The organism is Paenibacillus sp. PvR133 (genome assembly GCF_017833155.1).
GTDB lineage: Bacteria > Bacillota > Bacilli > Paenibacillales > Paenibacillaceae > Paenibacillus > Paenibacillus polymyxa_B.
The window spans coordinates 3,892,881-3,905,247 of the sequence record NZ_JAFIBS010000001.1; the positions used below are offsets into that span (position 1 = coordinate 3,892,881).

The window sequence follows — 12,367 nt, forward strand, 5'->3', positions numbered from 1 at the left end:
TCAATACCCGCTGTACAGAGAAGAAACTCATGGGCTGAAAGGTTTCTCGCCGCGAATGAACGTTTCCCTGCCTTGCGAGCTGTAGCGGTTTGTAAGATAAACCGTTACCGGCTAGACGCCGTTATCTGATGAAGGACCGTTCCGTGTATGGTTACGGTCAAATTAAGGGTGGTACCACGACACATTCGTCCCTGACGGATGTGTCTTTTTGCGTACATTTTATCGTCCATACAAGGAGGTAGCTACACATGCGCCAAAGCCAATTATTACTGACAACCTTGCGTGAAGCACCCGCAGAGGCCGAAGTGATCAGTCATCAGCTTATGCTGCGGGGAGGATTTATCCGCCAACTGGCGGCTGGAATGTACACCTACATGCCACTGGGCAGACGGGTGCTCAGAAAAGTAGAGCAAGTCGTACGGGATGAAATGGATCGCGTAGGGGCTGGGGAACTGCTGATGCCTGTATTGCAGCCAACGGAGCTGTGGCAAGAATCAGGGAGATACGATGTTTACGGTCCTGAGCTGATGCGTTTGCAAGATCGGCATGATCGTGAGTTTGCTTTGGGGCCTACACATGAAGAGGTCATTACGTCTTTAATACGAAATGAAGTGAATTCTTATCGCAAATTGCCTGTAACCCTGTATCAAATTCAAACCAAATTTCGGGATGAACGACGTCCTCGATTTGGCCTGCTTCGCAGCAGAGAATTCTTAATGAAGGATGCCTATTCGTTTGATGCACATTGGGAAGGACTAGATCATACCTATTGGATCATGTTCCAGGCATATCATCGTATTTTCACCCGCTGTGGTCTAAATTTTCGTGCTGTAGAAGCAGATGCGGGTGCCATTGGTGGCGAAGGTGAAACCCATGAATTTATGGCTCTAGCTGATATTGGAGAGGACACAATTGTAGCATGTACCTGCTGTGAATATGCAGCTAATCTTGAAAAAGCCGTGGCGCGGTCGACGGGGGAAATAGAAATAGCCCCAGTCTCAGATGAAAATGAACATGTCAGCCATCCTTCTTTCGGTACAGCTAAAATGGAAAAATTCCATACTCCAGGTCTGCGCACAATAGATCAACTGGTTGAATCGCTTCACATAGAACCTGAAGAAATCATCAAAACACTGATTTATATGGCTGACGATCAACCTGTTGCTATAGTTGTCAGGGGTGATCATGAGGTCAACGAAGTGAAAGTTAAACATATTTTAGGTAGTGAAAAATTCGAAATAGCAAGTGCAGACACCGTATCAAAGGCGACTGGAACCCCCTCGGGGTTCATAGGCCCATGCGGATTGACGATCCCTGTGTGGGTAGATTACGCCGTTGTCCAAATGTCCAGCGGTATCGCAGGCGCCAACGAGCTGGATTATCATTATCGACATGTGAATCCAAGGCGCGATATAGATCTTCGGCATGTGGCTGACTTGCGGAATGTCATAGAAGGGGATAGATGTCCTCGATGTGACGAAGGGGAATTGAAACCTCATCGTGGGATTGAGATCGGACACGTATTTAAACTAGGCACCAAATATAGTGAGAAGCTGGGTGCGACTTTTCTGGATGCTTCCGGAACTGAGCAAGCGATGATTATGGGCTGCTATGGCATTGGCGTATCCCGGATCCTTTCCGCCATTGTAGAGCAAAATCACGATCAGAACGGAATGATATGGCCTTATGCGCTGGCCCCATTTCAAGTTCAAATTATTCCGATTTCTGTGAAAGACACGCTTCAGATGCAAATAGCCGAGAAATTATATAACCAGCTGCAGGATCGTGGTGTGGAGGTGCTGCTGGATGATCGGGAGGAACGGCCCGGGGTTAAATTCAAAGACTCCGATTTAGTAGGTATTCCCGTGCGCATCGTCGTTGGTAAAGATGCCGAACACGGGAAAGTAGAGTTAATGGAACGAAAAAGCTGCAACAAAGAGACGATTCATATCGAAGATGTAGAGAGACGAATATTGGAACTACACTAAGCATCTGTATCCCGTAGAATATGACCTTCTCCAAGTGTAATCTCATGAAAGTCCGCCATCTGACGTGCCTGAAACCGGATGGGCTTGTCCCGACCAATCATAATGATATTTTGAATGTCGGCAGCGCCTTCCGAGGGGAGCGAGAAAGTTGTGACATAGGCGAATTCTTCACGCAACGTTGTGTGAATGGCATTGATCAGGTGGTCGTGTTCACTTTTGCCCATTAAATTCATGATCAGGGAGCCTTCGGAATCCAGCTTTTCTTTGGTCATCTTGAAAAATTCCCAGGATATTAAATGCAAGGGTGTACCCTGCTCCGTGAAGGCGTCCAAAATAATATAGTCATAAGCATCCGGCGCTTCCTTCTCCAGAATGCGTCGTCCATCGCCAACAGTCACATTATCCTGATCGTATCCAAAGAATGTTCGGCTGAACTCTACGACTTGTGCATCCAGCTCGGCAATCTTAAAGCGTTTATCTGTAAAATGACCCGCTATTGTACCTATACCGTGCCCAATAACAAATACATCTTCAAATGACGGATCGTTCAGCTCCATGAGATGGATGATTGCTCTCGGATATTCGAACACAATGCGTTGCGGATGATTCAAGTCCACCGCGCCTTGGACGGCTGTATTTGAAAACTGCATTACTCGAAATAATCCCTTTTCACCATACAGCTCAGTGGTTTCGTATACTGTGATTTCATGATTATGGCTCAACTTTTTGTACAAGACATCCAAGTGAATGATCTCCTTCAAGTCAGACTTCCTCCTCATCTTAGAGATTGATAGGGGGATTGTCCATAGATGAGGAGAATTGAAAGTTCACATTTCCAAGCATCCCTAATTAGGTAGAATTGTTTATTTTTCCATAACGGAGTTGTTTGAACTTGTTCGTATGTCCTTTAGGAGATATAATATACAAGGATATAATGAAGTTCGTTGTGTATATTCATACAGGAAGAGAGCGGGATATTATGGGACGTAAGTGGAATAACATTAAAGAAAAGAAGGCATCCAAGGATGCTAATACGAGTCGTATATATGCTAAATTTGGCGTGGAAATTTATGTGGCAGCCAAACAGGGCGAACCTGATCCTGAATCCAATCGGGTATTAAGAGTCGTTTTAGAACGTGCAAAAACGTACAATGTACCCAAAGCGATCATTGACCGTGCTATTGAAAAAGCAAAAGGTGCTGGCGATGAAAACTACGTAGAGCTTCGTTATGAAGGTTTTGGACCGAACGGTTCCATGGTCATTGTAGATGCACTGACCAATAACGTTAACCGTACAGCATCAGATGTGCGTTCTGCTTTTACTAAAAATGGCGGTAGCTTAGGCGTGAGCGGATCTGTAGCCTACATGTTTGATTCAACAGCAGTTATTGGTCTGGTGGGTAAAACCGCAGATGAAGTGCTGGAGCTGCTGATGGAGGCAGATGTAGAGGTACGTGACATCATTGAAGAAGATGAAGCCGTCATCGTCTATGCAGAGCCCGATCAATTCCATGCTGTGCAGGAAGCTTTCAAACAAGCAGGAGTGACTGAGTTTACCGTTGCGGAGCTCACTATGCTTGCCCAAAATGATATTTCTCTTCCAGAAGATGCACAGGTTCAATTCGATAAATTGATTGATGCATTAGAAGATTTGGAGGATGTTCAGCAGGTTTACCACAATGTAGACTCTGAGGAATAGTCTTTGTTAATTAGTTTATAAAAACACCGTATTCCGATACGGTGTTTTTTTTGTATAGTCATCGCCGGACCTCAGTCGCTAATCTTTGGCGGAGTGGCTGAGATTATCGGGAAAGTAACAGGCCAACCGATTCAGCATATCTCGTTGTCTGATGAAGAGTTGGAAGTGGGAATGGTTCACGCTGGAATGCCTGAAGAGTATGCAGATATGTTGGCGGGATTGGATAGAAGGATACGTGAAAATGGAAGTAATAATGAAGGGGGGCAATTGAATCAACCCGTCATATTCAAAAAGAAGGTTCACTGATCTAGTGGCGAGCGTGATACCGTTCCCGGTTATTTCTTTTTAGGGTCATAAGAATAACCAGGATATTTGACGACGGGCCATTTTACCTTTCGTAAATTAGAGATCACATCAGTACCTACATGTAAATTACTCTGAATCAGTTCTGTGGGGGTAAGAGCCATCCATTGATTTAGTGAAACATCCGCAAAACGGTCACTCTTAAACATTTCAAGAAACCATAGTGAGCTAGAGCCAGTATTTTGAATATAATGACCATAAGCAAAAGGCACATATCCGACATCTCCGGCTCTAAAATCAAATGTGCGGGCCGCGCCATTACCACCAAAGACAGTCATCCGTCCTTGCCCTGTAAGATAGTATTGCCATTCGTCATTATTGGGGTGCCAGTGCATTTCTCGCATGGCTCCGGGCTCAATCTCAACAAGGGCGGCTGCAATGGTTTTGGAAATCGGAAAATTGGAGGAGTCAACGATTCGTACGCTTCCGCCCGGCGTTTTGATTGGGGGCTGGGCTAGTAATTCATGCTTGAAGGAGTGGGGCAATGTCCCGTAAGGAGAGGGAACAGCTTGGCTTTGGATTGAACCGGGAACGGAATCCTGATAGATGTATACTTGATCTTGAGGAATCGCTGCAAAATCAGCTTCTGGTACACCAAAATTTGCAGAAAGTACGTCTTTGGGAGTATGTGCGAACCAATCCGAGATGGATAGGGTGTTCAGATCGGAGAAACTGCCATCATCAAAAACCAGCAAAAATTCGCACCCATCCTCAAGCCCCTGTATAGAGTGCGGAATGCCAGGAGGAAAATACCAGAGATCCCCGGGACCCACATCAGCAATAAAATTACGTCCATTTTGGTCAACTGCCGTAATGCGAGCACTTCCCAACAGCATATATGACCATTCCGCCTGCTGATGCCAGTGAAGCTCACGTACACCACCCGGTGTTAAACTCATATTCACCCCGGCAAGGGTTGTAGCAATAGGTAATTCCCTTACTGTTACTTCTCTTGACCACCCACCATGATTAAGCTGCATATGAGCATCAGAAAAAGAAAATCTCATATTCGGAATGAGACCATTGTCCGTTACGGGGGGAACCAGCATATCAGGATTCTGTAGATCCCTCATCACATCACGTGGACCCTTGTCGATACCCCCAGCACCATCACTTCTGATGGGTTGGGGGATTCTTGCATTTTTCGGGCAATCATTATGCATCATTAGTTCTTCCTCTCCAGGTTGAAGCTTGATGAAGTATGGGATAAGAGAAAATACGCATAAAGATTTTATGATCATGTGGTAAGTTTTATGCTGAATGCGTCAGATCTGTAAACTGTGCCTGAATGATTTGAGCTAAATCGTGTGGATTCAACTCCAGTTGGGTCCCAATTTTCCCACCGCTCACAACGATGGCTTCCAGTTCCAATGCAGGCTGGTCGATAAAAGTAGGATAGAGCTTTTTCATTCCTATGGGGGAACAGCCACCGCGAATATATCCCGTATACTTTTGCAAATCCTTAACTGGAAGCATTTCAATTTTTTTCTCTCCCGCGGATTTGGCTGCTTTTTTGAGATCAAGCTCTTTATGTACAGGAATTACAAAAACAAACAGATTTTGTTTGCCATGTGCAACCAAAGTTTTGAAAACCATTTCCGGGGCTCTCTCGATTTTCTCAGCCACATTCATCCCGTCTATTTTTCCGTCTTGATGATCATAACTCAAAATATTGTATTGTATATGTTGCCCGTCCAATATGCGCATGGCGTTTGTTTTGCTGGCACTCATCTTATTTCTTCCTTTCTTTAGAGTTTTTCCAAGTGATCCACATAATCCTTTGCATCCTTAAGGGAAAGATCCTTAGCGGTTCTCAGCTCTTTTATGGCTTGAATCTTTTTACCTTCCCTAATTAGCAGGAGCAACCTTTCATTGATATCTTCTGAAGCTCCTGCATCTAGAATATGTGGAGGAGTGGCAGCGATGGTACCTGACAGCGATGCGCCTTGTATTCCTGAACGATTTTCAAGACGCTCCACGTCGGATTTCAAGTCATTAAGCCGAGATTGAAGGCTGTAGACCTTAATTAAAAGTATGACGGAGAGGAGCAACGCGATTATTGCTATATACTCAATAGCTGACAACAGAATCCCCCCAATTTCACTTAGTTTCATCGCAAAGATGCCGCACTAAAAATTTGATTCTTATTTCTAGTATAGCATGATGATCGAAGAGAAGAGGAAAATGTGTACAAATTGACTTTTTGCAGGCAGAGCGTTATATTACAACTTATTATAAACCTTTTAATAAATACTGGAAAAGGAGTGTATTCAAATACAACCAGTCTCCAATAATACCATTCGGGTTAAACAAATTAATGTAGAGTTAGTTAAAAACACACTGAAATCCAAGGAATATGCAACCAAGTCATCCATAGCCAGTATCACAGGTCTTAGTGTGGCAACTTGCGGAAATATTCTGAATGAGCTTCTTCAAACCGGGGAGGTATTAGAGACGGAATTGGAAGAGTCGAATGGCGGACGTCCGGCTAGACGTTACAAATATAACGCTGACTATTCTTATATTATCTGTTTAAATGTGAAAACGGAAGGCGGTATACATTCTCTTACTTATGCTGTTGCCAATTTGCTTGGTGATATCATCATCGAGAATACTTCCAATGTGCCTCATATTGATTATGAAGTCATAGAAACCCAAATTGGAGAGCTGATTAATAACTATGGAAACGTCAAAGCCATTGGGATTGGCATCCCCGGGGTTGTTCATCAAGGGATTATCGATGTTTGTGATCTCGACCTGCTCATAGGAGTCCCTGTAGGTCCACTGCTTCAAGATAAATACGGATTAGAAGTTACCATTGAAAATGATATGCATTTGACAGTCTACGGATTTTATAACATGCAGAATTATGATGAGGATAAAACCTTTGCTATTGTTACGTTTCCCAAAGACAATTTCCCCGGCGCGGGTTTTATTGTCGATGGACATTTGTTAAAAGGAAATACCAAATTTGCTGGGGAGGTTTCCTTCTTACCCTTTGATTTAACAAGAGAGGAACAGCTTAAACAGTTAAATAGCACAGAGGGATTTGTTCCTTTAGCGATCAAAACGATAACTTCCATTATTGCGATTATAGATCCTGTATCTATCGCTTTGACTGGAGAGTTATCCAAGCCGACTCTGTTGGACGATATTTATAACGGCTGTCTAAAAGATGTACCCAAAGAACATATGCCCGAGATTTTTGTGAAAAACGATACACATGATGAATACATGCGTGGGTTGATTTCGGTGACCCTTGAAAGTCTGACGTACAATTTGCAATTGGTGGAGAAAAGGAAATAGGACATCGTTCAATAAAGCATGAGAGGATGAGATTAATGACTCAAAAATCGATTGCATGGACTACAGGGACATGGACTAATCACCCTGTATCATCCATAGAAGAAGATCAGTTCCTTAAAGTTGAAACCAGAGAAGGAAGCGACTACTGGGAAAAAACTTTGTATGGATTTGAACGCAGTAGCGGACATTCCCTGCTTACAGACTGGGAAGAAGGCTCTGCCATCGAAGTCACGTTTCAATTAGGCTCATTTACGGAGCTCTACGATCAGGCCGGTATAATGCTGTATCAAGGACAGCAAAAGTGGATTAAAGCCGGAATCGAATTAAATGATGGAATTCCTCAACTGGCAGTCGTAGTCACGGATGGCTATTCCGATTGGTCATTAGCTCCTGTACCTGATTGGGTAGGGAAAAATGTGACGATTCGTGCTTCACAGCTACAGGATGCAGTTATCATTAGAGCCCGAACCGAAAATCAAAGCTGGCGCACCGTACGTGTAGCACGTTTTCCTTATGAAACGGGACAACAGGCGGGTCCTTTTGCCTGCGCGCCGACTCGAGCCGGTTTTCAGGTTATCTTTACTCGCTGGGTAAGCACTGAACCAGATAGAGACATTCATGTAGATCCGCCATTTGAAGAATAGCCATTTTACTCAATAATAGAAGAGTTATAAATATGGGGGTAATTATTGGAGATAATACAATTATAAGCTCTGGAAGTTTTTAAAATAATACTTGACATGAAACGCGTTACAAACCTTAAGATTCAGTTAGAAGTACTTTATAACACATTAGCATAGAGGTAACGTATTTCTATCTAGTTAATGAAAAACATCAGCAAAGGCGGAGAAAATATGAGTACACAGTTTCCAAAAGATTTCCTGTGGGGCGGAGCAGTTGCTGCTAATCAGCTCGAAGGCGCTTATCAAGAAGATGGAAAAGGCTGGTCCATTCAGGATGTAACTCCTCGTGGTGGCTGGGGGCCCGTTACGGATGTACCAACAGAAGATAACATGAAGTTGATCGGTATTGATTTTTATCATCATTATAAAGAAGATATCAAACTTTTTGCGGAAATGGGCTTCAAAGTGTTCCGTACTTCTATCGCATGGTCACGTATTTTCCCTAAAGGTGACGAACTGGAGCCTAACGAAAAAGGCTTGCAATTTTATGATGATTTGTTTGATGAACTTCACAAATATGGAATTGAGCCACTCGTTACATTATCTCACTATGAAACACCTTTACATTTGTCCAGAGAATACGATGGTTGGGTAAACCGTAAGCTTGTTGATTTTTATGAGCGCTATGCTACAACTGTATTTAATCGCTACAAAGATAAAGTTAAATACTGGTTGACTTTCAATGAAATCAACTCCATTCTTGAAGCACCATTCATGAGTGGAGGAATTAGCACACCAAAAGATCAACTTAGTGAGCAAGATCTTTATCAAGCTATTCACCATGAGCTTGTAGCGAGTGCAAGAGCAGTAAAAATCGGTCATCAGATCAACCCTGATTTCAAAATTGGCTGTATGGTGCTGAGCATGCCTACTTATCCGCTGACACCTAATCCGGACGATGTGATTGCTGCGATGGAATTTGATCACAGAAACATGGCATTTGCCGATATTCACGCAAGAGGTCAATACCCAGGTTACATGAAACGTTTCTTTAAAGAAAACGGAATTTCTATTCACTTTGAACCAGGTGATGCCGAAGATTTGAAGCATACCGTTGATTTTATCTCGTTCAGCTATTATATGAGTACTTGTGAGACAGCTGACGAAGCTAAAAAAGTCAAAGGTAAAGGTAACATCCTTGGTGGTGTCAGCAATCCGCATCTCGAGGCAAGTGAGTGGGGCTGGCAAATTGATCCGCAAGGTCTGCGTTATGTCCTGAATACGTTCTATGATCGCTTCCAAAAACCACTGTTCATCGTTGAAAATGGCCTGGGCGCCGTTGATGAACTGATCACGAATGAAAAAGGCGAGAAAACGGTTGAAGATGACTACCGGATCAACTACCTGAATGATCATTTGGTTCAAGTTGGAGAAGCTATTGAAGACGGAGTAGAGGTTTTGGGCTACACGTCTTGGGGATGTATTGACCTTGTCAGCGCATCGACCGCTCAGCTTAAAAAACGTTATGGCTACATTTACGTAGACCGTCATGATGATGGCAGCGGTACACTTGAAAGATATCCGAAGAAATCGTTCCATTGGTACAAAGAAGTTATTGCTACGAACGGTGAAAGCTTGAAACGTTAATTTATAAATAAACCAGTGATTAAGTATTAAATTTAAAATGAAGGCTTATAGATAGCGATCGCTTCTTCTCTTTTATGAAGCGGTCGCTAATTTTTTAGGGGTATTAGCAACCGGGTTACAAGCTGAGGACGAAAGAGCTTTCATGAATGATTCGTAAGCGTTATTTATTGGTAATTGATGATAAATAGATTGGACAAATATTAATCATTGAGTTATATTAATACTTATTAAAACATCAATAATAACTATGTGATATCTAAGTAAATAAGCAAAGCGAGGATGGACATGACAGAAAAAGAAAGATCACAACTAGGACTCCTATACAATGCTAATTATGATGAAGAGTTAATTGAAGAACGTTTACACGCTAAAGTTCTCTGCCACGAATATAATCAGCTCCATCCTAGAAATATCGAAGAACGAGAAACACTCATCAAAACTTTACTTGGGAAAACAACTGATAGATTCTTGATTGAGCAACCTTTCGTATGTGACTATGGCTATAACATTGAAATTGGTGAAAATTTCTATAGTAACCATAATCTAGTTTTGCTTGATGGGGCAAAAATCGTTTTTGGTGATCATGTGTTTGTTGCTCCTAACTGCGGATTTTATACTGCGGGTCATGCTCTTGATGTAGAACAACGTAATGAGGGATTGGAGATTGCATTTCCAATTACAGTCGGTAATAATGTGTGGATCGGTGGTAATGTCAGCGTTCTGCCTGGTGTTACTATAGGCGATAACTCCATTATCGGTGCAGGAAGTGTTGTTACCAAAGATATCCCTTCTGGTGTGATTGCTGCTGGAAACCCTTGCACGGTAATCCGTAAAATCTCCGAAGATGATAAGACCAAGTATAAAAGGAACTAACAATAAACTACAGCTCACTCGGAGCTGTAGTTTATTTTCTTAAAAGAGTATTATCAAACGAGAGAAAATTTTTGCACAGATTTGTTCAGGGAATAATGCAATAATGTACTTAAGTGGAATGTTTTTTAGCCTATTCAGAAAGGAAAGAACAATCATGAAATTGATGTTTATTTCAGATATTCACGGCTCGCTGCACTGGTTGCAATTGGCACTGGAAAAGTTCAGGGAGGAGAAAGCCGATCGTCTTGTCTTGCTCGGAGATTATATGTACCACGGACCACGTAATCCGTTACCAGAAGGGTATAATCCGGCAGAAGTGGCCGCTCTGCTGAATAAGTACAAGTCCCACATTGCGGTTTCTGTGCGCGGGAATTGCGATGCAGAGGTGGATCAGATGCTACTTGAGTTTCCTATGATGGGTGATTATGCTTGGCTGTACCATGAAGGACGGAGAATCTATGTCACGCACGGACATGGCTTTAGTATCGGAAATTTACCACCACTGGAAGCGGGAGATGTGTTCATCCAGGGACATACTCATATTCCGGTAGCGGATGTGGAAAATGGGGTCTTTATACTGAACCCCGGTTCGATCTCGCTGCCAAAAGATAACTATCCATCCTCTTACGGTGTGCTGGAGGGAGCACATTTCACTGTGAAGGATTTTGATGGGAATACGGTGAAAGCAATCACGTTTTCAAAGTAATTTACCCAAATGTGATTGTAAATTATTAAAACTTTTCCGCTTCGATTGAGACAAAGATCATATTATTGTATGATAGGAGCGGAGTCTACATTATGAAAAAGAAAGAGAGCTTCAATACATGCAAATTAAGGATTCACATTATAAGATGCCGCCTGAATGGGCGCCACATGAACGCACGTATATTTCTTGGCCTGTAAAATCTTCAATGGTTTACCCGAATATGCATGCTGATGTATGCAAGGGCTATGCCGGAATTGTACGCGCCATGGCGGAATTTGAACCAGTTACTGTGGTCGTAAATCCGGATGATCTGGAGAGCGTTAAGGCGCTTGAACTTGGGGAACGTGTAGAACTGCTGCCGATTGAACACAGCGATGCGTGGCTGCGTGACAATGGCCCTACTTTTCTCACAGACGAGCATGGTCAGCTGGCAGGTGTAAACTGGAAGTTTAACGCCTGGGGTGGTAAATACGCTCCATGGGACCTGGATGATCAGGTTGCGCCGCAAATTCTAGACAAACTTGGAGTTCCACGGTTTGATGCACCGCTTGTGATGGAAGGCGGCTCACTGCACGTAGATGGCGAAGGCACACTGATTACAACCGAAGAGTGTTTGCTCAATTCCAACCGAAATCCGGAATTAAGCAGAGAAGAAATTGAACGGTATGTATGTGAGTATACAGGTGTAGAGAAAATAATTTGGCTAAAACGTGGTCTTAGTGGCGACGAAACAGACGGCCATGTGGACAATATTGCTTGCTTTGCAGCTCCTGGCAAGGTCATTATGCAAGTATGTGATGATCCTGAGGATGAAAATTACGAAATCACGCAGGAAAATCTGCGTATTCTGGAGCAAGCAACGGATGCCCAAGGCCGTAAGCTGGGAGTGATTCGGATCGGTCAGCCGCCGCGTGTGGATTATGAAGACAGCCGATTGACACTGAGCTATATTAACTTCTACTTTGTGAATGGCGGTATCATTTTGCCAGTGTTTGGCGGCACTGCCGCTGAGAGCGATCTTGCAGCTGAGCAAGTGCTGGCAAATGTATTTCCAGATCGCACCATTCGGACTGTAGACGGTATGGCGGTCATCCGTGAAGGCGGTAACGTACACTGTACGACCCAGCAGATGCCTGCTTTAAAGCGTTGAACGATACAACAT

At 43.2% G+C, this 12,367-nt stretch carries 13 protein-coding genes; 9 read left to right on the plus strand and 4 right to left on the minus strand.

What is annotated here, in order from left to right; all coding sequences use genetic code 11:
* Window positions 1–248: 248 nt before the first annotated feature.
* Window positions 249–1,988, plus strand: a complete 1,740-nt coding sequence (locus JOE49_RS17105; RefSeq protein ID WP_209942074.1) for a proline--tRNA ligase — start codon at window positions 249–251, stop codon at window positions 1,986–1,988.
* Here the strand turns inward: JOE49_RS17105 and JOE49_RS17110 are convergent.
* Window positions 1,985–2,749 carry a spermidine synthase gene (locus tag JOE49_RS17110; RefSeq protein WP_028541373.1) on the minus strand — a complete coding sequence of 255 codons (765 nt, stop codon included), beginning with the start codon at window positions 2,747–2,749 and terminating at the stop codon, window positions 1,985–1,987. The two genes, JOE49_RS17105 and JOE49_RS17110, sit on opposite strands and share 4 nt — an antisense overlap.
* A gap of 218 nt (window positions 2,750–2,967) precedes the next feature.
* On the opposite strand from JOE49_RS17110, the gene JOE49_RS17115 reads away from it, so the two are divergent.
* Both JOE49_RS17115 and JOE49_RS17120 read left to right on the plus strand, forming a co-directional pair.
* Window positions 2,968–3,687, plus strand: a complete 720-nt coding sequence (locus tag JOE49_RS17115; protein WP_013310214.1) for a YebC/PmpR family DNA-binding transcriptional regulator — start codon at window positions 2,968–2,970, stop codon at window positions 3,685–3,687.
* A 93-nt stretch (window positions 3,688–3,780) separates the two neighbouring features.
* Window positions 3,781–3,993, plus strand: coding sequence for a hypothetical protein (locus JOE49_RS17120; RefSeq protein ID WP_245248390.1), 213 nt, complete (start codon window positions 3,781–3,783; stop codon window positions 3,991–3,993).
* A 29-nt stretch (window positions 3,994–4,022) separates the two neighbouring features.
* On the opposite strand, the gene JOE49_RS17125 is transcribed toward JOE49_RS17120, so the two are convergent.
* The 3 genes from JOE49_RS17125 to JOE49_RS17135 form a co-directional block, all read right to left on the minus strand.
* Complete coding sequence (locus JOE49_RS17125; RefSeq protein ID WP_202404205.1) at window positions 4,023–5,213, minus strand: oxalate decarboxylase family bicupin; 1,191 nt, start codon at window positions 5,211–5,213, stop codon at window positions 4,023–4,025.
* A gap of 88 nt (window positions 5,214–5,301) precedes the next feature.
* Window positions 5,302–5,781, minus strand: coding sequence for a Cys-tRNA(Pro) deacylase (gene ybaK / locus JOE49_RS17130; protein ID WP_160789993.1), 480 nt, complete (start codon window positions 5,779–5,781; stop codon window positions 5,302–5,304).
* A 17-nt stretch (window positions 5,782–5,798) separates the two neighbouring features.
* Window positions 5,799–6,164, minus strand: a complete 366-nt coding sequence (locus JOE49_RS17135; RefSeq protein ID WP_068938727.1) for a ribosomal protein L7/L12 — start codon at window positions 6,162–6,164, stop codon at window positions 5,799–5,801.
* A 283-nt stretch (window positions 6,165–6,447) separates the two neighbouring features.
* On the opposite strand from JOE49_RS17135, the gene JOE49_RS17140 reads away from it, so the two are divergent.
* The 6 genes from JOE49_RS17140 (at window position 6,448) to JOE49_RS17165 (ending at window position 12,355) form a co-directional block, all read left to right on the plus strand.
* Complete coding sequence (locus tag JOE49_RS17140; RefSeq protein WP_081391285.1) at window positions 6,448–7,356, plus strand: ROK family protein; 909 nt, start codon at window positions 6,448–6,450, stop codon at window positions 7,354–7,356.
* A 35-nt stretch (window positions 7,357–7,391) separates the two neighbouring features.
* Window positions 7,392–8,000: a DUF1349 domain-containing protein gene (locus JOE49_RS17145; RefSeq protein ID WP_013310225.1), complete on the plus strand. Its 609-nt coding sequence runs from the start codon at window positions 7,392–7,394 to the stop codon at window positions 7,998–8,000.
* 210 nt (window positions 8,001–8,210) lie between these two features.
* Window positions 8,211–9,626 carry a glycoside hydrolase family 1 protein gene (locus tag JOE49_RS17150; RefSeq protein ID WP_071559638.1) on the plus strand — a complete coding sequence of 472 codons (1,416 nt, stop codon included), beginning with the start codon at window positions 8,211–8,213 and terminating at the stop codon, window positions 9,624–9,626.
* Between the two features lie 285 nt (window positions 9,627–9,911).
* Window positions 9,912–10,499 (plus strand): sugar O-acetyltransferase, encoded by a 588-nt coding sequence (locus JOE49_RS17155; RefSeq protein WP_068938728.1) that lies wholly within the window; start codon window positions 9,912–9,914, stop codon window positions 10,497–10,499.
* A gap of 154 nt (window positions 10,500–10,653) precedes the next feature.
* The gene (yfcE, locus tag JOE49_RS17160) at window positions 10,654–11,205 is read left to right on the plus strand and encodes a phosphodiesterase (RefSeq protein WP_023988488.1); all 552 of its coding nucleotides are present in this window, start codon (window positions 10,654–10,656) and stop codon (window positions 11,203–11,205) included.
* Window positions 11,206–11,323: 118 nt separating this feature from the next.
* Window positions 11,324–12,355 (plus strand): agmatine deiminase family protein, encoded by a 1,032-nt coding sequence (locus JOE49_RS17165; RefSeq protein WP_209942076.1) that lies wholly within the window; start codon window positions 11,324–11,326, stop codon window positions 12,353–12,355.
* The last annotated feature ends 12 nt before the right edge of the window (window positions 12,356–12,367 follow it).